This window comes from Allobosea sp. RCC_152_1, from assembly GCF_041360765.1.
Taxonomy (GTDB): domain Bacteria; phylum Pseudomonadota; class Alphaproteobacteria; order Rhizobiales; family Beijerinckiaceae; genus Allobosea; species Allobosea spartocytisi.
In genome coordinates this window covers 364,775-385,342 of the sequence record NZ_JBFUPU010000003.1, presented here as the reverse complement: position 1 = coordinate 385,342, position 20,568 = coordinate 364,775, and the positions used below count along the sequence as shown (strand labels likewise).

At 66.8% G+C, this 20,568-nt stretch carries 22 protein-coding genes; 14 read left to right on the top strand and 8 right to left on the bottom strand.

The window, feature by feature from the left end; genetic code table 11:
- The first annotated feature begins 25 nt into the window (after positions 1 to 25).
- From fabB to AB6806_RS13645, 4 genes are read left to right on the top strand one after another with little or no spacing between them, the layout of a single operon-like run.
- Positions 26 to 1,252, top strand: coding sequence for a beta-ketoacyl-ACP synthase I (fabB, locus tag AB6806_RS13660; RefSeq protein WP_142023371.1), 1,227 nt, complete (start codon positions 26 to 28; stop codon positions 1,250 to 1,252).
- Positions 1,253 to 1,259: 7 nt separating this feature from the next.
- A complete protein-coding gene (gene fabI, locus AB6806_RS13655; protein ID WP_142023372.1) occupies positions 1,260 to 2,090 on the top strand; it encodes an enoyl-ACP reductase FabI in 831 nt (276 codons plus the stop codon).
- Positions 2,091 to 2,116: 26 nt separating this feature from the next.
- Positions 2,117 to 2,638, top strand: coding sequence for a YcxB family protein (locus tag AB6806_RS13650; RefSeq protein ID WP_142023373.1), 522 nt, complete (start codon positions 2,117 to 2,119; stop codon positions 2,636 to 2,638).
- A 40-nt stretch (positions 2,639 to 2,678) separates the two neighbouring features.
- Positions 2,679 to 2,924, top strand: coding sequence for a DUF2188 domain-containing protein (locus AB6806_RS13645; RefSeq protein WP_112764807.1), 246 nt, complete (start codon positions 2,679 to 2,681; stop codon positions 2,922 to 2,924).
- An 18-nt stretch (positions 2,925 to 2,942) separates the two neighbouring features.
- Here AB6806_RS13645 and AB6806_RS13640 read toward each other — a convergent pair whose 3' ends face one another.
- Both AB6806_RS13640 and AB6806_RS13635 read right to left on the bottom strand, forming a co-directional pair.
- Entirely contained in the window at positions 2,943 to 3,293 is a 351-nt protein-coding gene (locus AB6806_RS13640) for a hypothetical protein (protein WP_142023374.1), read from the bottom strand.
- Between the two features lie 115 nt (positions 3,294 to 3,408).
- Positions 3,409 to 4,641: an argininosuccinate synthase gene (locus AB6806_RS13635; RefSeq protein WP_038357736.1), complete on the bottom strand. Its 1,233-nt coding sequence runs from the start codon at positions 4,639 to 4,641 to the stop codon at positions 3,409 to 3,411.
- Between the two features lie 346 nt (positions 4,642 to 4,987).
- Between AB6806_RS13635 and AB6806_RS13630 the strand changes: the two genes are divergently transcribed.
- Positions 4,988 to 5,596 (top strand): 2-hydroxychromene-2-carboxylate isomerase, encoded by a 609-nt coding sequence (locus tag AB6806_RS13630; protein ID WP_038357738.1) that lies wholly within the window; start codon positions 4,988 to 4,990, stop codon positions 5,594 to 5,596.
- The gene (locus AB6806_RS13625; RefSeq protein WP_370954755.1) at positions 5,586 to 6,506 is read left to right on the top strand and encodes an NHL repeat-containing protein; all 921 of its coding nucleotides are present in this window, start codon (positions 5,586 to 5,588) and stop codon (positions 6,504 to 6,506) included. Before AB6806_RS13630 ends, AB6806_RS13625 begins: the two co-directional genes overlap by 11 nt.
- Here AB6806_RS13625 and AB6806_RS13620 read toward each other — a convergent pair whose 3' ends face one another.
- On the bottom strand, positions 6,507 to 7,580 hold the full coding sequence (locus AB6806_RS13620; RefSeq protein WP_142023375.1) for a M48 family metallopeptidase: 1,074 nt from the start codon (positions 7,578 to 7,580) through the stop codon (positions 6,507 to 6,509).
- 141 nt (positions 7,581 to 7,721) lie between these two features.
- On the bottom strand, positions 7,722 to 8,279 hold the full coding sequence (locus AB6806_RS13615; RefSeq protein WP_142023376.1) for a LemA family protein: 558 nt from the start codon (positions 8,277 to 8,279) through the stop codon (positions 7,722 to 7,724).
- A 437-nt stretch (positions 8,280 to 8,716) separates the two neighbouring features.
- Here AB6806_RS13615 and rpsA point away from each other — a divergent pair, with 437 nt between their 5' ends.
- From rpsA to lhpI, 6 genes are all read left to right on the top strand, one after another.
- Positions 8,717 to 10,426 (top strand): 30S ribosomal protein S1, encoded by a 1,710-nt coding sequence (gene rpsA, locus AB6806_RS13610; RefSeq protein ID WP_038357744.1) that lies wholly within the window; start codon positions 8,717 to 8,719, stop codon positions 10,424 to 10,426.
- Positions 10,427 to 10,646: 220 nt separating this feature from the next.
- Positions 10,647 to 11,936: an Hsp70 family protein gene (locus AB6806_RS13605; RefSeq protein ID WP_142023377.1), complete on the top strand. Its 1,290-nt coding sequence runs from the start codon at positions 10,647 to 10,649 to the stop codon at positions 11,934 to 11,936.
- Between the two features lie 62 nt (positions 11,937 to 11,998).
- Complete coding sequence (gene sppA, locus AB6806_RS13600) at positions 11,999 to 12,970, top strand: signal peptide peptidase SppA (RefSeq protein ID WP_113252864.1); 972 nt, start codon at positions 11,999 to 12,001, stop codon at positions 12,968 to 12,970.
- A 28-nt stretch (positions 12,971 to 12,998) separates the two neighbouring features.
- The gene (gene ihfB, locus AB6806_RS13595; RefSeq protein WP_038357749.1) at positions 12,999 to 13,283 is read left to right on the top strand and encodes an integration host factor subunit beta; all 285 of its coding nucleotides are present in this window, start codon (positions 12,999 to 13,001) and stop codon (positions 13,281 to 13,283) included.
- Between the two features lie 91 nt (positions 13,284 to 13,374).
- Complete coding sequence (locus AB6806_RS13590) at positions 13,375 to 13,770, top strand: LapA family protein (protein ID WP_248311050.1); 396 nt, start codon at positions 13,375 to 13,377, stop codon at positions 13,768 to 13,770.
- 95 nt (positions 13,771 to 13,865) lie between these two features.
- Positions 13,866 to 14,822 carry a bifunctional Delta(1)-pyrroline-2-carboxylate/Delta(1)-piperideine-2-carboxylate reductase gene (gene lhpI / locus AB6806_RS13585; protein WP_370954754.1) on the top strand — a complete coding sequence of 319 codons (957 nt, stop codon included), beginning with the start codon at positions 13,866 to 13,868 and terminating at the stop codon, positions 14,820 to 14,822.
- A 19-nt stretch (positions 14,823 to 14,841) separates the two neighbouring features.
- Here lhpI and AB6806_RS13580 read toward each other — a convergent pair whose 3' ends face one another.
- Positions 14,842 to 15,015, bottom strand: a complete 174-nt coding sequence (locus AB6806_RS13580) for a DUF3309 family protein (protein WP_370954753.1) — start codon at positions 15,013 to 15,015, stop codon at positions 14,842 to 14,844.
- A 76-nt stretch (positions 15,016 to 15,091) separates the two neighbouring features.
- The gene (locus AB6806_RS13575; protein WP_133565860.1) at positions 15,092 to 16,072 is read right to left on the bottom strand and encodes a Bug family tripartite tricarboxylate transporter substrate binding protein; all 981 of its coding nucleotides are present in this window, start codon (positions 16,070 to 16,072) and stop codon (positions 15,092 to 15,094) included.
- A 120-nt stretch (positions 16,073 to 16,192) separates the two neighbouring features.
- Here AB6806_RS13575 and mepA point away from each other — a divergent pair, with 120 nt between their 5' ends.
- Positions 16,193 to 17,134: a penicillin-insensitive murein endopeptidase gene (gene mepA / locus AB6806_RS13570; RefSeq protein ID WP_038357753.1), complete on the top strand. Its 942-nt coding sequence runs from the start codon at positions 16,193 to 16,195 to the stop codon at positions 17,132 to 17,134.
- A gap of 158 nt (positions 17,135 to 17,292) precedes the next feature.
- Here the strand turns inward: mepA and AB6806_RS13565 are convergent, their stop codons facing one another.
- Positions 17,293 to 18,438: an extensin-like domain-containing protein gene (locus AB6806_RS13565; RefSeq protein WP_112764830.1), complete on the bottom strand. Its 1,146-nt coding sequence runs from the start codon at positions 18,436 to 18,438 to the stop codon at positions 17,293 to 17,295.
- Positions 18,439 to 19,062: 624 nt separating this feature from the next.
- Complete coding sequence (locus AB6806_RS13560) at positions 19,063 to 19,323, bottom strand: hypothetical protein (protein WP_038357755.1); 261 nt, start codon at positions 19,321 to 19,323, stop codon at positions 19,063 to 19,065.
- A gap of 230 nt (positions 19,324 to 19,553) precedes the next feature.
- On the opposite strand from AB6806_RS13560, the gene AB6806_RS13555 reads away from it, so the two are divergent.
- On the top strand, positions 19,554 to 20,543 hold the full coding sequence (locus AB6806_RS13555; protein WP_112764817.1) for a Tim44 domain-containing protein: 990 nt from the start codon (positions 19,554 to 19,556) through the stop codon (positions 20,541 to 20,543).
- The last annotated feature ends 25 nt before the right edge of the window (positions 20,544 to 20,568 follow it).

The following is a 20,568-nucleotide window of genomic DNA, read 5'->3' as shown; positions in this document are numbered from 1 at the left end:
GGTGGAGAGCTGGAGTGAAGCGAGCATGAGACGCGTCGTCGTCACCGGGATGGGCATCGTCTCGTCCATCGGCAACAACACGCAGGAGGTCCTGGCCTCGCTGCACGAGGCGAAATCGGGCATCGCCTTCGCCCAGGACTTTGCCGAGCATGGCTTCCGCAGTCAGGTCGCCGGGGCCCCGTCTCTCGATCCCGCGACGGTGCTCGATCGGCGCGCCATGCGCTTCCACGGCGGTGGCTCGGCCTGGAACCAGGTGGCGATGGAGCAGGCGATCGTTGATGCCGGCCTGGAGCCCGCCGAGATCAGCAACGAGCGCACCGGCATCATCATGGGCTCGGGCGGCCCTTCCACGCGCGCGCTGATCGACGCTTATGACAAGGCGCGCGAGAGCGGCTCGTCGAAGAAGGTCGGTCCCTTCGCGGTGCCCAAGGGCATGTCCTCGACCGCCTCGGCCACGCTCGCGACCTGGTTCAAGATCAAGGGCGTCAACTATTCGATCTCCTCGGCCTGCGCGACCTCCAATCACTGCATCGGCAACGCCTATGAGCTGATCCAGTGGGGCAAGCAGGATGTGATCTTCGCCGGTGGCTGCGAGGAGCTGGACTGGACGCTCTCCGTCCTGTTCGACGCCATGGGCGCGATGTCCTCCGACTTCAATGCGACTCCAGCTCGCGCCTCGCGGGCCTATGATGTGGCGCGCGACGGCTTCGTCATCGCCGGCGGCGCCGGCGTCGTCGTGCTGGAGGAGCTGGAGCACGCCAAGGCCCGCGGCGCCAAGATCTATGGCGAGATCGTCGGCTATGGCGCGACCTCGGACGGCTACGACATGGTCGCGCCGTCGGGCGAGGGCGCGGAGCGCTGCATGCGCATGGCGCTCCAGGGCGTCAACGCGAAGGTCGACTACATCAACCCGCACGGCACCTCGACCCCGGTCGGCGACGCCAAGGAGATCGAGGCGATCCGCGCGGTCTTCGGCGCCGGCGACAAGAGCCCGCCGATCTCGGCGACGAAGTCGCTCACCGGCCATTCGCTCGGCGCCACCGGCGTGCAGGAGGCGATCTACTCGCTGCTGATGCTCAACAACGACTTCATCTGCGAGAGCGCCCATATCGACGAGCTCGACCCCGCCTTCGCCGACATGCCGATCGTGCGCAAGCGCATCGACAATGCCGGCCTCGGCTGCGTGCTCTCCAACTCCTTCGGCTTCGGCGGCACCAACGCCACCATCGTCATGAAGCGCCTGGAGGCGTGAGGGCGCCATGCTCCCCCTGATGCAGAACAAGCGCGGCCTCGTCATGGGGGTCGCCAATCAGAACTCGATTGCCTGGGGCATCGCCAAGACCCTCCACGCCCATGGCGCCGAACTCGCTTTCACCTATCAGGGCGAGGCGCTGGGCAAGCGTGTGAAGCCGCTGGCGCAGAGCATCGGCTCGGACCTCGTCATCCCCTGCGATGTCGAGGACATCGCCTCGGTCGATGCGACCTTCGCCAGGCTCGACGAGGTCTGGGGCGGCGATCCCGAGCGCAATACGCTCGATTTCCTCGTCCACGCCATCGGCTTCTCGGACAAGAACGAGCTCAAGGGCCTCTATGCCGACACCAGCCGCGAGAACTTCTCGCGCACCATGGTGATCTCCTGCTTCTCCTTCACCGAGGCGACGAAGCGGGCGGCCGAGCGCATGCCGCATGGCGGCAGCATCATCACGCTGACCTATGGCGGCTCGATGCGCCTCATGCCGAACTACAACGTCATGGGCGTCGCCAAGGCGGCGCTGGAAGCGAGCGTGCGCTACCTCGCCGGCGACTACGGCCCGCGCGGCATCCGCGTCAACGCGCTCTCGCCCGGGCCCGTCCGTACGCTGGCCGGCGCCGGCATCTCCGATGCGCGCGCCATGCTGTCCTGGCAGAGGGCGAATTCGCCGCTGCGCAAATCGGTGACGCTCGACGAGATCGGCGGCTCGGCGCTGTACTACCTCTCCGATCTTTCCGGCGGCGTGACCGGCGACGTCCATCATGTCGATGCGGGCTATCACATCACCTCGATGCCGGCGCTCGAGAGCTTGCGCGCGGCCGATCAGGGCGAGGCCTGAGGCGAGGCGCAAAGGCGAGGCTGTCGATGCGGCGGGAGGCCATTGTCGAGATCGGCGAGGCGGATCTCGTCGCGGCACAGAGGCTGATCCTGCGCGACAGTTTGCGCAACCCGTCGGGGCGGTGGAAGCAACTGCTGCTGTGGATCGTCGCCGTTGTCCTTTTCACGCTGTCGCTGAATGGGGAATTGCCCGGCGGGCTGGCTGGGGCCGCGCTGCTCTGCGCTTTCGGCACGTTTCTGTTGGTGTTCGGCCTGCCGGTCCTGATCGTCCTGCTGCTCGGCCCCCGCGCCGCCCGGCGCAATTTTCGCGTCGTGCCGGCCTTCCAGGCTCCCTTGCACTACCGCTGGGACGAGGAGGGCCTCACCTCGGAAACCACCTCCGGCCATGCGATGAATCGCTGGCCGATCTATCGGCGCTGGCTCGAGAACGAGAGATTGCTGTTGCTCTGGCCGCATCCCGCGACCTATCAAATCCTGCCGAAGAGAGCCCTCGAGCCTGAACAGGTCGAGGATCTACGCCGTTTCCTTTCGCAGCAGGCCGGAACCTGAGCTCGCGGGCGAGGTTTCCGGTTTTTGAACGGAGGTTGCCATGCCGATCGTCAGGTATGAAGTCGTCGAGCATGATGGTGGCTGGGCCTATAAGGTTGGCGACGTTCTGTCGGAAACCTTTCGCTCGCATGAGGCCGCGCTGAAGGCGGCCACCTCGGCCGCGGCTCGCCAGACGCTCGCCGGCAACACGGACGGGATCGTCTATCAGGACGGGGACGGCCGGTGGCACGAGGAACTGGCGGATGGCCGCGACCGGCCTTCGACGCAGGTCATCGACGAAAGCTGAGCCCCGTTGCCGCGCGCCTCAGCGCGAGGTGAAGAAGGTCAGCAGCACCTTGTTCTTCTCGCCGAGCAGGCAGAGGAAGCGGCGCGGCTTGTCCGAGCGGTCGGTCCGCAGATAGGCCTCGGCCATGACGATGCGCGTCACCGGGATCGCCTCGATCTTCGATTCCGACACGGCGACGGTGGCGCCGTCCTCGTCGATATAGATGTCCTTGATATCCGGTTCCTTCGCGGACACCGCTTGCAAGGCTGCGGTCTTGCAGGTCGCGATCTCCGGCGTCGCCGGCTTGCTGCCGGGCGGAACCTCCTGCGCTGAGGCAGATGCGGCGGCCAGCAGCGTGGCGAGAACGGCAAGCGGAGCGAAACGGTTCATGCAGAGGCACTCACGATGAAAGGTGAGTGTTGAACGCGCGAACAGGGCCGCGGTTCATAAAGCGTGCCCGGCACGCGCTGTCGCGTGTGCCGGGCGATGGTGGAGTTCGGCCGTCTTACAGCCCCAGCTTCTTCTTGCGCTGGCCGAGCGTGCGCAGGCGCAGCGCGTTGAGCTTGATGAAGCCGGCCGCATCGCGATGGTCGTAGGCGACCGCGCCCTCTTCGAAGGTGACGAGATCCTGGTCATAAAGCGAGTACGGGCTGGAGCGGCCGATGACATGGACGCCGCCCTTGTAGAGCTTGAGGCGGACTTCGCCGGCGACGAACTCCTGGCTCTTGTCGATCAGCGCCTGCAGCATCTCGCGCTCGGGCGAGTACCAGAAGCCGTTATAGATCAGCTCGGCATATTTCGGCATGATCTCGTCCTTGAGATGCGCCGCGCCGCGGTCGAGCGTGATCGACTCGATCGCGCGATGGGCGACATGCAGGATCGTGCCGCCGGGCGTCTCGTACATGCCGCGCGACTTCATGCCGACGAAGCGGTTCTCGACCAGGTCGAGCCGGCCGATGCCATTGTCGCGGCCGAGATCGTTGAGCTTGGCGAGCAGCGTCGCCGGGGAGAGCTTCTGGCCGTCGATGGAGACCGCGTCGCCCTTCTCGAAGCCGATGGTGATGACGGTCGGCTTGTCCGGCGCTTCCTCCGGCGAGATCGTGCGCGAGAACACATAGTCCGGCACTTCCTCGTTCGGGTCCTCGAGCACGCGGCCTTCCGAGGAGGCGTGCAGCAGGTTGGCGTCGACGGAGAACGGCGCTTCGCCGCGCTTGTTCTTCGCGATCGGGATCTGGTGCTGCTCGGCGAAGGCGATGAGCTGCTCGCGCGAGCGCAGATCCCATTCGCGCCAGGGCGCGATCACCGCGATGTCGGGCTTCAGCGCATAGGCGGTCAGCTCGAAGCGGACCTGGTCGTTGCCCTTGCCGGTCGCCCCATGCGAGACGGCGTCGGCGCCGACCTTCTCGGCGATCTCGATCAGGCGCTTGGCGATCAGCGGCCGCGCAATCGAGGTTCCCAGCAGATAGACGCCCTCATAGAGCGCATTCGCCCGGAACATCGGGAAGACGAAGTCGCGCACGAACTCCTCGCGCAGATCCTCGATGAAGATGTTCTCGGGCTTGATGCCGAGCAGCAGCGCCTTGTCACGCGCCGGGCCGAGCTCCTCGCCCTGGCCGAGATCGGCGGTGAAGGTCACGACCTCGCATCGATAGGTGGTCTGCAGCCATTTGAGGATGATCGAGGTGTCGAGACCGCCGGAATAGGCGAGAACGACCTTCTTCACGCTGCTGTCAGCCATCTGTGTCACATTCCTGCTAGAGCATTTTCGAGCGGAGTGGGTATCGATCCGCGTGAAGAAAATGCGACAAAACAACGACCTAGAGCATTTTCGCGTTTCGAAGAAGCGCGGAAATGTTCCGGCGGCCGCTCGGGCCGCGTTTCGGACGCAATGGCGCACTATCGCAGCCATCGGAGCGACGCAATCGGAACCTTCTGATCGATCTCGCGTCGTTCCGTGATGGATCGGTGCCGCCAGGCGCCGATGGGTATCGCCGCGCGCCCTTTCGCGGCGCTTGCAGTCGTATCCCGAAGGGCGCAGGCTCGCTCGGGCGCGACACGACATGACCACCTAATTCGGAGGCTGAATGCCGAATCGTCCCGTTCTGGACTTCTGGTATGAGTTCGCGTCGCCCTATTCCTGCCTGAGCGCCCTGAGAATCGAGCAATTGGCCGAAAATGCCGGCGTCGAGCTGCGCTGGCGCCCCTTCCTGCTGGGCCCGATCTTCGCGGCTCAGGGCTGGACCACCTCGCCCTTCGCGCTCTATCCGAGCAAGGGTCGCTATATGTGGCGCGACACGGCCAGGCGCGCCGGCCGGCAGGGCATCACGATGGTCAAGCCTGAGAATTTTCCGCAGAATTCGCTGACCGCGGCCCGGCTGGCTCTCGCCGGGCGGGATGGTGGCTGGACGCCGGCCTTCTCCAAGGCCCTCTTCCGGGCCCAGTTCTGCGAAGGCCGCAACATCGCCGAGGAGGCCGTGCTCAGCGCCGCCTTGAAGGAGGCGGGCGGCGATCCTGGCAGCGCGATATCCCTCTCGCGCAGCGAAGAGGTGAAGGGCCGCCTGCGCGCGGAGATCGAGTACGCCAAGTCGATCGGCATCTTCGGCGCGCCCTTCTTCGTCACGGGGGACAACGAGCTGTTCTGGGGCGACGACCGCCTCGAGGAAGCGCTCGACTGGGCTCGCGATGGCCGCTGAGGCTGCTGGCCTCACGCGCCGCGGCGCATTCGTCGCGGCAGCAGGTCTCCTCTTCGCCTCCGCGGCCTTGGCGCGGCCGCGCCTGCCGGGGGACGAGCCGCACTATGATGCGCGTGAGCTCGGAGCGGTGCCGAACGAGCAGGCGATCGGGCGCCGCTACTGGGCTCCGGGGCTGAATGACGGTTTCGTGCCGCAGGGGCTCACGGTTTTCCGCGACGAGATTCTCGTCGCTGCCTACCGGAGCGAGACGCTGGAGCAGGATAATGGTCCGGCCCGCGTCTTCCGCCTCGCGCGCAGGGACGGACGCCTGCTCGGCAGCTTCGCCTTGCCGGCCACCTATGGCCATCCCGGCGGCCTCGCGGTGCTCGGGGAGACCGTCTTCGTCGCCAATTCCGGGCGGCTGCTGTCGCTCGATTTCGCGCGTTCCTGCGACACCGGCGAATGCGTCCCGCTCGGCGAGAGGCTGATCGACAAGACGATGGGGCCGTCCTTTCTGGCCGCGTCCGGCGGGATGCTCTGGTTCGGAGCCTTTCGCCGCACGGGCGCCCCCAGCCTCTACGCGGTGCCGGCGGAGCGCCTCCTGCCCGGCGACGAAAAGCCCGTGGAGCCGGCGGATGCGACGCTGACCCTGCCGCTGCCGCAGATCGTGCAGGGTGCCACCTTCGATCGGAAGGGCGACCTCTGGCTCTCGCAGAGCGCCGGAAACAGGCCGGCTTTTCTCTCGCGTCTCGATCCGAAGACCGGCGCGGTGCTGGCGCGCTATCCGGCCCCCGGCGGCATCGAGGATCTGGGCTGCGCTCCCGATGGCAAGCTCTGGGCGGTGAGCGAAGCGGGCTCGAAGCGCTGGAGCCGCTGGGACACCTTCTACCCGCTCGTCTTCGAGATCGATCCGGGCAAGCTTACCGCCTGATCAGCCCGCTGCGGGCCCCTGCGGCGGGCGCGACCACGGCCCGCGCGCGACGCTCTCCTCGACCATGGTCGGCAGGTCCTGGCGCTCGGCGAGCCTCGGCGGGTGCGGCGGCATCGCCGGCATGCGCCCGCCCGCGGTCTCGATCAGCGCCTGCACGCGCTTGGTGACGGAGGGGTGGGTCGAGAACAGGTCGGCGAAATCGTCCGGATCGTTCTCGAAGCACATGTCCATCACGCCGGAGGGCACGCCGTCGATATCGGCCCGGCCCGAGATCTTGAGCAGGGCCGAGATCATCGCGTCGGGGTTCTTGGTCAATTCCACCGCCCCGGCATCGGCGAGATATTCCCGCGAGCGCGACAGCGAGAGCCGGATCAGGATGGCCAGGAACCAGGAGATCGCGATCACCGCGACGCCGACGAGGATGGCGAGCCCGTTGCCCTTCTTGGAATCGTCCGACGACATCCTGATCCGGCTGCGGCCGAAGCCGCGGAAGATCATCTCGCCGACGAAGGAGATCACGCCGGCGATCACCACGGCGACGACCATCAGCCGGACGTCGCCATTGCGGATATGCGTCAGCTCATGCGCCAGCACGGCCTCGACCTCCCGGTCGTCGAGCTGCTCCAGCAGGCCGCTGGTGACGGTCACGGTGAACTGCTTGTCGTTGACGCCGCTGGCGAAGGCGTTGAGGGCATCGCTCTGCATGATCGCGAGCCTGGGCATCGGCAGGCCACGCGAGATGCAGAGATTCTCGAGCATCCGGTAGAGCTTGGGGTTCTCCGCCTGGGTGATGCCCTGCGAGCCGGTCACCGCCCCGATCAGCGCGACGTTCATGCGAAAGCCAATGAAGACCCACAGGATCGTCGCCAGCGTGACGAACGGAAACCACGACAGGAAGATCCGGTTGGCTTCCGAGAAGGCGCTGCGGCCATAGGGCACGCCGCCATAGCCATAGGCGACGAGCAGCAGCCCCCAGGTCGTGAGATAGACCAGTAGGAAGAGCCCGGCGATCAGGAAATTGGACCTGATCCGGTTGTTGCGCTGATGGGTGTAGAGCCCGAAGGCCTGCGCCATCGCTGCCGCTCCCTAAAGCATGTCGCGCAAAACTGCGCAGCGGTTTTGTGAAAACGACATGCGAAACACCAAAGACCTGAGACGCAGGGGCGAATCCGCATGGCGCGTGACGCGCTTCGGGCCGTAAGCGCCTGCCTTCCGTCAGAACTTCACGCTGGGCGCGACCTCGATCTGGGCCCGGGCCTCCGGGCCGACATCGAAGAACTCACGCTGGGTGAAGCCCATCTGCGGCGCGAAGAGCACGGCGGGGAAGGCCTGGATCGCGGCATTGAACTCGCCGACCGCATTGTTGAAGAAGCGCCGCGCCGCCGCGAGCTTGTCCTCGACATTGCCGAGATCGACCTGGAGCTGCTGGAAATTGGCTGATGCCTTGAGGTCGGGATAGGCCTCGCCCAGCGCCAGCAGCCGCCCGACCGCGCCGGAGAGCTGCTGCTCGGCGGCCGCCTTGTCATGGACGCTGCTCGCGCCCTGCGCCGCGTTGCGGGCGGCGATCACGGCATCCAGCGTCGATTTCTCGTGGGTTGCGTAGCCCTTCACCGTCTCGACGAGGTTCGGGATCAGGTCGTGCCGCTGCTTGAGCTGGACGTCGATGTCGGCGAAGGCCTGGTTGACGCGCTGCCGCATCGCGACGAGCCCGTTATAGGTCATCACCGCATAGATCGCGAGGACGACGATCAGCCCCAGAATGATCCAGCCCATGAAGCGTTCTCCCCAAGCCCGTGCCCTGTCGGCGCCAGACTGGCACGAAACCCGCTGCGCGCGAAACCCGCACCCTTCATCTTGATCTTGACGCTGCGTGACCCGTGTGGCGGGGCCGCTCGGCGAGGGAAAGGAAGGCGTTGCGCGGCCGCTCCCGCACGGTAGGCCTTGCTCTCGCGCGGAGCTTGCACTAAATCCGGCGTGTCCGAAGGGTCGTGATCGATCATGAGCCGGGGGCGGTCAGCGAGACCGGCTCCCGTTTTGTGTTGGGAGCGCCCTCAGGATACGGATCGAACCGGCGGCCCGGTGCCCACCGGCTCTCAGGAGCCGGAAGCCTTCGAAGAGGAGGCGCCGCAGGCGACGATCTGGTGTGCAGCACCAGCCAGGGGCCCATGCCGGACATCCGCGGGATACGCGGCCGGCTTCCAGGAGATTACATGTCAGCAGTTGAAAGCTACAGCGCGGGTCGCGAGGATTTCGCCGCCCTGCTCGAAGAGTCCTTCTCGCGCAACGAAGCGATGGAAGGCTCCGTCATCAAGGGCAAGGTCGTCGCCATCGAGAAGGATATGGCGATCATCGATGTCGGCCTGAAGACGGAAGGGCGCGTCGCGCTCAAGGAATTCAACGGCCCCGGCCGTGATCAGGACATCAAGGTCGGCGACGAGGTCGAGGTCTATCTGGACCGGATCGAGAACGCGCTCGGCGAAGCCGTCATCTCGCGCGACAAGGCTCGCCGCGAAGAGAGCTGGGTCAAGCTCGAGAAGGCCTTCGAGGCTCGCGAGAAGGTCTCCGGCATGATCTTCAACACCGTCAAGGGCGGCTACACCGTCGACCTCGACGGCGCCGTGGCCTTCCTGCCGCGTTCGCAGGTCGACATCCGTCCGATCCGCGACGTCGGCCCGCTGATGGGCCAGCCGCAGCCCTTCGAGATCCTCAAGATGGATCGCCGCCGCGGCAACATCGTCGTGTCGCGCCGCACCGTCCTCGAAGAGACCCGCGCCGAGGCTCGTTCCGAGCTCGTCGCCTCGCTCGAAGAGGGCCAGGTCATCGACGGCGTCGTCAAGAACATCACCGAATACGGTGCGTTCGTTGACCTCGGCGGCATCGACGGCCTGCTGCACGTCACCGACATGGCGTGGCGCCGCGTGAACCATCCGTCGGAGGTCGTGACCATCGGCCAGACGGTCAAGGTCAAGATCATCAAGATCAACCAGGACACGCACCGCATCTCGCTCGGCATCAAGCAGCTCTTGGCCGATCCGTGGGACGGCATCGCCGAGCGTTATCCGGTCGGTACGCGCCTCAAGGGTCGCGTCACCAACATCACGGACTACGGCGCGTTCGTCGAAGTGGAGCCGGGCATCGAAGGCCTCATCCACGTCTCCGAGATGTCCTGGACCAAGAAGAACGTCCACCCCGGCAAGATCGTCTCGACCTCGCAGGAAGTCGACGTCGCGATCCTCGAGGTCGATCCGGTCAAGCGCCGCATCTCGCTCGGCCTCAAGCAGACGCTCCGCAATCCGTGGGAAGTCTTCGCCGAGCAGCACCCGGCCGGTTCGACGGTCGAGGGCGAGGTCAAGAACAAGACCGAGTTCGGTCTGTTCCTGGGCCTGGAAGGCGACATCGACGGCATGATCCACCTCTCGGATCTCGACTGGAACCGTCCGGGCGAGCAGGTCATCGAGGAATACAAGAAGGGCGACGTCCTGCAGGCCGTCGTTCTCGATGTGGACGTCGAGAAAGAGCGCATCTCGCTCGGCCTCAAGCAGCTCGGCGGCGATCCCTTCGTGGATGCCGGCGAGTTCAAGAAGGGCCAGATCGTCACCTGCGAGGTGGTCGAGGTGAAGGAGTCCGGTCTCGACGTGAAGATCGCCGACACCGACATGATGACCTTCATCAAGCGGGCCGAGCTGGCGCGTGACCGTTCCGAGCAGCGCCCCGAGCGCTTCGCGGCCGGCGAGCGCATCGACGCCCGCGTCGTGCTCTTCGACAAGAAGGCCCGCAAGATCCAGGTCTCGATCAAGGCTCTGGAGATGGCCGAGGAGAAGGAGGCGATGGCGCAGTACGGCTCCGCCGACTCCGGCGCCTCGCTCGGCGACATCCTCGGCGCGGCCCTCAAGAAGGCCACGACCACCGACAAGAAGTGAGGTTTCGGCCGCTTCGGCGGCCGGACATCCAAGACAGCCCGCGCGGAGCAATCCGCGCGGGCTTTTGTTTCGGCTGATTATCCTCAGCCCTCATCCTGAGGAGCCGCGAAGCGGCGTCTCGAAGGATGCTCCAGTGTGCTCTGGAACATCCTTCGAGACGCCGGCTCGTGTCCGCACCTCAGGATGAGGGCTGGTCTGTCCATCCGCAAAGGAGCCCGCTATGACCCCCGCCGCCATCGGCATCGATTTCGGCACCACCAACAGCGTCGTCGCGCTGGCTGGCGCCGACGGATCGGTCGTGACGCGTTCCTTCGCCACGAAGCAGGGCGCGGTCGATGCCTATCGCTCGGCGCTGATGTTCTGGCGCGAGGGGCGGCCGCCGCAGTCCCGCATCACCCATGTCAGCGGCCCCGACGCCCTCGACATGGCGCTGGGCATGACCAGCGAGCACCGCTTCCTGCAATCGCTCAAGACGCATCTTTCCAGCCGCGCCTTCCAGGAGACGCGGCTCTTCGGCAAGCTCTACCAGCTTGAAGATCTGATCGGCGTCTTCCTCGGCGATCTGACGGAGGGGCTGGAGGATGCTTCGGCGCTGCCCCTGGTCTCGGGCCGCCCCGTCGTCTTCGCCGGCGAGCGGCCGGACGAGGAGCTGGCGCTCGGGCGCCTGAAAGGCTCCTACGGCAAGGCCGGCATGGATCAGGTCGATTTCGCCTATGAGCCGCTGGGTGCCGCCTATTGGTATGCGCGCGATCTGAAGACGCCGCAGACCATGCTGGTCGCCGATTTCGGCGGCGGCACCAGCGACTTCTCGGTGATGCGCTTCGAGCCCGGCGAGCGCGCGGGGCTGGAAGCCATCCCGCTCTCCCATGCCGGTGTCGGCGTCGCCGGCGACACCTTCGATTACCGGATCATCGAGCACGCCGTCTCGCCGGCGCTCGGCAAGGGCACGCAGTACCGCTCCTTCGACAAGCTGCTGCCGGTCCCGGCGCATTACCACGCCGCCTTCGCGCAATGGCACAAGCTCTCGCTGATGAAGAGCCGCGAGACCATGGCCGAGCTCAACGCGCTGATCCGCGAGGCGGTCGAGCCCGGCAAGCTCGAGGACCTGCTGACAGTGATCGAATACGACCTCGGCTACGAGCTCTACCGCGCCGTCTCGGCCGCGAAGATCGCGCTCTCGGAGCAGGAGGAGACGGTGCTGCGCTTCAATCAGGTGGGCGTGACCATCGAAAGCCGGATCCGCCGGAGCGATTTCGAGCGCTGGATCGCGGAGGATGTCGGCGCGATCGAGGCGGCGCTCGACCGGGCTCTGGCCGAGGCCGGCATCGCGGCGGGGCGGATCGAGGCGGTCTTCATGACCGGCGGCACCTCGCATGTGCCGGCGGTGCGGCAGCTCTTCGACCGGCGCTTCGGCGCCGAGAAGGTCCATATCGGCGATGCCTTCCGCTCGGTCGCGAGCGGGCTCGCGCTGCTCGCTCTCGACCGGGCGCGCGCCTCGGTCGCGGCGTAACGCCTTGCCCGTCCAGCGTGACGGGGCTACATCACGGGCCCGCAGCCGACAGGAGTTTCCCGATGGCGTCCGATGCCGATCTGCTTGCCGACCGCCGCAGCCTCAGGCGTAAGCTGACGCTCTGGCGCGTGCTGGCGGTGCTCGGGGTGATCGCGGCTGCGGTGATCGGCGGCCTCGCCTGGCGCGGCGACGGCGCGACCTCGCTGTCGAGCGCCCATATCGCCCGCATCTCCATCTCCGGCTTCATCTCGGGGGATCGCCGCACGCTCGACCTGATCAAGTCGGTCGGCGATAGCAATGCTGTCTCGGGCGTCGTGCTCGACATCAACAGCCCGGGCGGCACCACCTCCGGCGCCGAGGCGCTGCACATCGCGCTGCGCGAGCTCGCGGCCAAGAAGCCGATGGTGACGGTCGTGGGCGGCCTTGCCGCCTCCGGTGGCTATATCGCCGCCATGAGCACCGACCACATCGTCGCGCGCGAGACCTCGCTCGTCGGCTCGATCGGCGTGCTCTTCCAGTATCCCAATGTCAGCCAGCTTCTGGGCACGGTCGGCGTCAAGGTCGAGGAGATCAAGTCGAGCCCGCTGAAGGCCGCGCCGAACGGCTTCGAGCCGACCTCGCCTGAGGCTCGCGCCGCCCTGCAGAGCGTGGTCGACGACAATTATCGCTGGTTCAAGCAGATGGTGCATGACCGGCGCAGCCTCAACGATACGCAGCTCGGCACGGCCTCCGATGGACGCGTCTTTTCCGGCCGGCAGGCGCTGGGCCTGAAGCTGATCGACGAGCTCGGCGGCGAGCGCGAGGGCATCGCCTGGCTTGAGCGCGAGAAGAAGGTCGCCAAGGATCTGAAGGTGCGCGACTGGCGCCCGCGCAGCAGCTCGTCGAGCTTCGGGTTGTGGAGCCTCGCAGAGGTGGCGGCGCGTCTCGCCGGCTTCGACGGGCTGGCGGCGACGATTGCGCGGGCGGCGGATCAGCCCGTTGGCTTGCGGCTTGACGAGCCTCTGGCGCTCTGGCAGCCTGCGGCTGAAAAGTGATGTTGATACAGATGGTTATATTCCAGCGATGATTAAATCGGAACTCGTCCAGCGGATTGCCGACCGCAACACACATCTCTATCAGCGCGACATCGAGAACATCGTCTCGGCCATCCTGGACGAGGTCGTGAAGGCGCTGGAGCGTGGGGACCGGGTGGAGCTGCGCGGCTTTGGCGCCTTTTCCCGCAAGGCGCGCTCGGCCCGCATCGGCCGCAACCCGCGCACCGGGGATGCCGTCGAGGTCGAGGAGAAATTCGTGCCCGTCTTCAAGACGGGCAAGGAGCTGCGCCTGCGCCTGAACGGCAAGGCGTGAGCCCCGAGCGTATTTGAGCGGAGCGGACGCCGGCTCGCTTGAAGACAATGCGATAAAGCAAGGCGCTAGAGGTGTTCGGTGTTTCCGGGAAATGCCGGATGGCACTGGCGCCGCCGGCCGCTCCGGCGGCACCGTCACGGAGACGCTGATGAAAGCCTTCTTCAAGGCGTTGGTTCTGGTGCCGGTCGCGTTGCTGATCGTGCTGTTTTCGGTTGCCAACCGTGGGGCGGTGCGCGTTTCGTTCGACCCGCTCAGCCGCGATCTGCCGGCGCTCTCCTATGATGTGCCGCTCTTCGCCGTGGTGCTGGCGGCGATCTTCCTCGGCGTTCTCGTCGGGGGGCTCGCCTCCTGGCTCGCCCAGGGCAAGCACCGCAAGGCCGCGCGCCGTGGCCGCCGCGAGGTCGAGGCGCTGCGCTCCGAGACGCAGGCGCTGCGCTCGGCCGTGCCGGATTCGGCGCTGCCTGCCCTGACCGACGGGCGGAACTAAAGCATCGGCCCGAAAATCCGAGGCGGCAGGCCATTTCGCAAGCGAAGCGGATACCGGTTCGCGTCCAGACAAAGCGGTAAAGCAAAGAGTTCTCGATGCGCCTTTTCGATGTGGCCGAAATCGACGCGGCCCTGAGCTATCCCGCCCTCATCGACATTCTGGACGACGCCTTCCGCAGCGAGGTCATCGCGCCCAAGCGCGGGCAATATGCGATCGAACGGCCCGGCGAGGACGACGCGATCCTGCTGACCATGCCGGCCTGGAGCGGTCCGGCGGCTGAAAAGCCCTATATCGGCACCAAGATCCTCTCGGTCTTCTTCGGCAACGGCAAGCGCAACCTGCCGGGCGTCCTCGGGGCCTATCTGCTGATGGACGGCACGACGGGGCGCCCGCTCGCGGTGATGGACGGAAACCGGCTGACGCTCTGGCGCACTGCGGGAGCCTCCGCTTTGGCCTCGCGCTACATGTCGAATCCGGAAGCCAGCCATATGGTGATGGTCGGTGCCGGCGCGCTCGCCCCCTTCATCATCAAGGCGCATCGTTCGGTGCGGCCCCTCACCGACATCGCGGTCTGGGCGCGGCGGCAGGAGGCGGCCGAGGCCGTTGTCGCCGAACTCGCGAAGGACGGAATCGAGGCCCGCGCCACGACCGATCTCGAAGGCGAGGTCCGCACCGCCGATATCATCTCCTGCGCCACCAACGCGACCGAGCCGCTGATCCATGGCCACTGGCTCAAGCGCGAGGCTCATCTCGACCTGATCGGCGGCTTCACCATGCAGATGCGCGAGGCCGATGCCGATGCGCTGCAGCGCGCCCGCGTCGTCGTCGATTCCGCCAAGGCGATCGAGGAGGGCGGCGACGTCGCCGTCGCGATCGCCGAAGGCAGCTACAGCGCCGACAAGGTCGCCGGCACCTTGGCCGATCTCTGCCATGGGCGCGTTCAGGGCAGCGTCGAGGGCGGCGGCATCACGCTGTTCAAATCGGTCGGCGTCGCGCTCGAGGATCTGGCGGCGGCGGTGGCCGTCTGGGAGCATGGCGCCGATCGGAGTTGATCGGCGCCGTTCAAAGGCCTCAGACGTGGACGGAAGCGCCGCCGATGGCGCCGAGCAGCCACAGGATCAGCACGACGACCAGAACGAGGCCGACGACGCCGCCGAGCCCGGCCGGGCCATAGCTGCGATGGCCGTAATAGCCGCCCCCGCCAAGCAGCAGGATCAGCACCAGAACGATCAGAAGCGTGGACATGAGGTTTTCCTTGTCGTTTGCGCCCGACAGGCGCGTTCGACGGGGAAAACCCGGGTCATGACGCAACTGTTCCGTTCTATTCGGCCTTGATCCCGGCCTCCTGGATCAGGTCGCCCCATTTCTTGAGCTCGGCTTGCAGGAAGGCGGCGAGCTCGGCCGGCGTCCAGCCGCCCGGCTCGGCGGCGAGCGCGTCCATCTTGGCGCGCAGCGCGGGGTCGGCGAGGCCGGCCTTGGTATCGGCCTGGATCTTGTCGATGATCGCCTGGGGCGTCTTCGCTGGCGCGAACAGCGCGAACCAGGACGAGACGTCGAAGCCCGGCACCGTCTCGCCGATCGGCGGATATTCCGGCGCCGTCGGGGCGCGCTTGGCGGTGGTGACGCCGAGCCCGCGAATGGCGCCGCCCTTGGCCTGCGGCAGGGCCGAGGTGATGTTGTCGAAGATCAGGTCGACGCGGCCGCCCATCAGGTCCTGGATCGCCTGGGAGGAGCCGCGATAGGGCACATGCACCATCTTCGTGCCGGTGAGCTTCTGGAACAGCTCGCCCGAGAGATGCAGCGAGGTGCCGACGCCGGAGGAGGCATAGGTCAGCTTGCCGGGATTGGCCTTGGCATAGGCGACGAGCTCGGCGACGTTCTTGACCGGCAGGTCGTTGCGCACCACGAGCAGGTTCGGCACCAGCGCCACCATGGTGATCGGCGCGAGATCCCTGACCGGGTCGTAGTTGACCTTGGCATAGAGGTAGCGGTTCGTGGCGAGCCCGACCGAGGCGATCAGCAGCGTGTCGCCGTTCGGCTCGGCCTTGGCGACGGCCTCGATCCCGATATTGCTGCCGGCGCCGGGACGGTTCTCGACGACGACCACATTGCCCCAGCTCTGGCTGAGCTTGTCGGCCGCGAGCCGCCCGAGCACGTCGGTCGCCCCGCCGGGCGTGAAGGGCACGACAAGCTTGACCTGCCGCCCTTGCGGCCAGGGTTGCTGGGCAAGCCCGGCGCCGGACGCAAGCAGTGCGGCGCCGGTGCCGGCCAGCAGGGCGCGGCGGTCTATGAGCTCTGGCATGGGGGTCCTCCGGTTGCGGCTGGCGGTTGCCCCGCCTTTTGCCACTAGGCTGCCTGCCGCATCCGCTCTTGTCCATCCGGCGGCTTGACCGCCAGGGGCAGTGCCGCTGATTCTGTGCCGATGCGTCACGCCAAACGAATCGCCGCCCTCCTCACCGTCATGGCGGGCCTCGTGCCCTTCGCGGCCAGGGCCCAGTCCACCGCCGATCAGGAGGCGAAGACGCGCGCGGCCAACATCGCCGCCTGGCCGGATGCCGCCCGTTCGCTCTTCGGCCAGAAGGCGACCCCGGCGCACCTGCCGCCGCGCGCCATCGGCTCCTATGCCCGTGGCTGCCTTGCCGGTGGCGCCGCGCTGCCTCTCGACGGGCCGAGCTGGCAGGTGATGCGGCTCAACCGCAACCGCAACTGGGGGCATCCCGCCCTGATCGACTATCTCGAGAAGCTGGCCCGCGACGTGCCGCGCATCACCGGCTGGTCCGGGCTTCTGGTCGGCGACATGTCGCAGCCGCGCGGCGGGCCGATGCTGACCGGCCATGCCTCGCATCAGATCGGCCTCGATGCCGATATCTGGCTGACGCCGATGCCGAAGAGCAGGCTCGACGGGGAGCAGCGCGAGAACATGCCGGCGGTCAACATGGCCCGGGCCGATTGGCGCGATGTCGATCCGCGTGCCTGGACGCCCGCCCATACTCGCCTGATCAAGGCGGTGGCCTCGGAGCCGCGGGTGGAGCGCGTTTTCGTCAATCCGGCCCTGAAGGTGGCTCTTTGCCGCGAGGCGGGCGCCGACAAAAGCTGGCTCGACAAGGTTCGGCCGATCTGGGGCCACAACTACCATTTCCACATCCGGCTGGCCTGCCCGGCCGGCATGGCGAGCTGCGTGCCGCAGGAGCCGCCGAATTTCGGCGATGGCTGCGGCGCCGAGCTCACCGGCTGGGTCGAACGCCAGCGCGAGGCGATCTTCAATCCGCCGAAGCCAAAGCCTGGCCCGAAGCCGAAACCCAAGCCGCCGATGTCGCTCGACGCCCTGCCGCCGGAATGCCGCCAGGTTCTGGCGGCGCCCTGAATTCGCGTTCCCCGAGGAACGACGGGGCATCCCGGACGCAGCGAAGCGAAGATCTGGGAGCCATGCCTGAACTTTTCCGGTAGGCGCTCCTGCATGGATCCCGGGTCAAGCCCGGGATGACCGTGCATTTCCGTGGCAACTCGACATTCTTTCGCAGATCAACGTCGCCTCGTCCGGCCGGAGCTGTAGGCGAAGGGGTCATGCTCCGGCGTGATCGGCTGCGCCTCTTCAGAGCCCTGCTGGTCGACGACGCCGGAACCTCCGCCATCGCCGAGCACGACCTCCTCCGACGGCTCGACCGCGCCGGGCAGGGTGAGTGGCCCGCGCGCCTCGCTGGGCAAAGGCTGCGGCTGGAAGCGCGCGCCGCCCTGCTGCCGGCGTGCGTCGTAGTCCTGGAGGAACCGCATCTGGGCGTCGAGGCTGTGGTCCTGGCCCTGGCCGTTATTGGCGACCGGATAGCCGCCCTGCACGGCGCCGGGCGGGCGCAGGCCGTCGTTCGGGCGGCGCAGCGCCGGCCCGCCGGCATAGGCGGTGGCGGCGGGAGCGCCGTCCCGCTGGGTCGCCGGTGCGCTTTGCGCCGAAGAATAGGTCCGGGCCGGATCCGGCGGCGGCAGGTTGTAGTTCGGCGTGTATTTGATGATCGGCTTGCAGATGTGCCGGCCCTTGGAATGGCGGGCGAGGTCGATATGGATGTGGTCGTAATGCATCGGATCGGCGCCCGGCCCGAGGACCGTGCCGAAATAGGTGCAGGCGCCGACGAAGACCTCGCGCAGGAAGTTCTGTTCCTCCGGCGAGCCGCGCCAGCCTTCCTTGACCGTGACGACGCGGTTGTCGTTCAGCCGGAAGGAGAACACGTCGACGGCGTTGCCATAGGCATGCTCCGAAGTGGCCGTCGTATAGGTGCCGTTGTTCATGGAGCGGCAGGAATAGGAACCGGCGCGGATCTCGATCACCTGCGCGCCGAAGATGTTCATCGCGGCCGGCTGCACGACCTCGGCGAACCACTGGTCGGTCGTTGCCACGACCGGGCAGGCGAGCAGGGCCGGGCTCTTCAGGGCGACGCTGCCGTTCTGCAGCGCGGTGACCTTGAGCGGCTGCTGCATGCCGCAGACGCCCGGCCCGTCGATCGCCTTGCCGCGCAGGCTGACATAGCTCGAGAGCTGCACCTGGCCGGAGCTCATGCAGGTGGCTTCCGCCTGATCGCGCCAGGGAGCGCGCTGCGGTTTCTGGAACTTGCCGCAGCCGGCCAGCCCGGCGGCGCCGGCCAGACCAACTGCGATGAGGGCGAGTTTTACGCGTCGCATGACCATTCAAATGCGAAGCGTTTGGTGAACGGTTTCTCAACCGACTGCGCCCCGGCCGCCACAGCCGGATTAACTTTGGCGGAGTGGTGAATGCCGACTTAATCCGGCGTTTCCCGCGTTAACGGATGCCGATTGCGCTGCAGCCGACCCGGTGCGTCGTTCAGTCCGAGGTCAATGCGGAAGAGTCCGGAGAAGAGCGCTGCAACGACTTGGGAAGCCTTTCCGGGCGCCGGTTGCGCGACTGCCGGCATCAGAAATATCCCCAAATCTATTCAAGGATTTAACGCAAGTTTAAGCATGATCTAGCCTTCGCCACCATGCCGCCACGGTGCCGCCCCCTTGCGGCCGCTGCCAGTTCTGGTAGCTTCTGCGACAGGTCAATGACACAGGAGGGTGTGATGACTGTCACGCTGCGTCTCGACCGGTTGATCATGGGTGCGGCCTTCGTTTTCATGATGGCAATCGTTCTGGGAGCGTTCTGACACAAGGGTCAGTCTCGAAGTCGCTAGGACCACAAGAGCCATAAACGATGACGCCGCCGGGAGATGTCCCGGCGGCGTTTCTGTTTCGCAAGATCGCTCGCTTGAAAGATCGCTCCTGCGCGGGACCGCTGGCGTGAAAGGCTCAGCTTTCGGGGCAGGGTGTTTCCGTCACTTGCCAGGACATCAGATTGGTCACGCGGCTGCAGGCCGCGATGCGCGGGCCCTGCGAGGTGCGGATGCAGGAGGACGAACCCTCCGCGATCTTGCGGCCGTTGTTCCAACAGAAGCAGAGCGGCTCGGGTGCCTGGGCGAGGCGCGGGCCGTCGAGTGGAATGGCCGGTTCTCCCGCGGCGGCGGCTTCGGTGATCAGCAGCAAAACGGCCAGCGCCAGGAGCCAGCTCAACAGGCGATGTCGGTGAGGCCTCGGTTCATGTCCGAACATGGCGCTCTTTCCTTCGTCCGCGGAGAGGACGATGCGACACCTTACCACAGGCCAGTGATCACGACGAATGATTATGCACCGATTTGAAATAGTGAGATCTTTCAGCCGGTTAACAAGCATCCATCTTGCGGCGCGCGCGTTCCTCTCCCATATTGAGCGCCGTCGAGCCCATGGAGGCTCCGGGAGGAACAATGTCTTTGATCTCGCTCGCCCGTCGCGGACGTGCCGTCGCCCTGGTTGTTGGAGCCCTGATGCTGGTACCGTTGGTCGCCGAGGCGCGCCCCGGTGGCGGCCGCAGCTCGGGTAGCCGCGGGATGTTCTCGAACAGCGCCCCGGCCCCGACCAATACGATTCCCGGCGGCGCGCAGTCCTTCCAGCGCAGCGCGGCCCCTTCGCCGTCCGTCGCCAACCCCGGCATGGGCGCCGGCGCTGCTGCTGCGCAGGCGGCCCGTCCGTCCTTCGCCCGCAACATGATGATGGGCATCGGCGCCGGCCTGCTCGGCGCCGGCCTGTTCGGAATGCTCAGCGGCTCGGGCTTCTTCGGCGGTCTGGCCTCGCTTGCGGGCATCCTCGGTTTCTTGCTGCAGATCGGCCTGATCGCCGGCATCATCATGCTGGCCATCCGCTTCTTCCGCCGCCGGTCCGAGCCGCAGCTCGCTGGCGCTGGCGCGCCCTATGGCCGCGAGGCCTATGGCGCGCAGCCCGACGCGGCCCAGCCCGCGGCCGCCCGCATGGGCGGTTTCGGCGGTGGCGCGGCCCAGCCGGCGACCACGCCGATCCAGCTTGAGGGTGCCGATTTCAGCGCCTTCGAGCGCCTGCTCGGTGAGGTCAACGCCGCCTATTCGAACGAGGACGAGGCCGGCCTGCGCCAGCGCGTCACCCCGGAGATGTTCGGCTATTTCGACGAGGATCTGACCGAGAACGTCCGCCGCGGCGTGGTCGACCGGGTCTCCGACGTCAAGCTGCTACAGGGTGACCTGTCCGAGGCCTGGCGCGAGGGCAGCACCGACTACGCCACGGTCTCGATGCGCTTCAGCCTGGTCAACGCGCTTTATGACCGCAAGAGCGGCCGCGTCGTCGACGGCAATGCGACCGCGCCGCAGGAGGTCAAGGAGTTCTGGACCTTCCTGCGCGAGCGTGGCGGTGAGTGGAAGCTCTCCGCGATCCAGCAGGCGGCCTGAACCTCCGCGATCTTGCAACAAAATC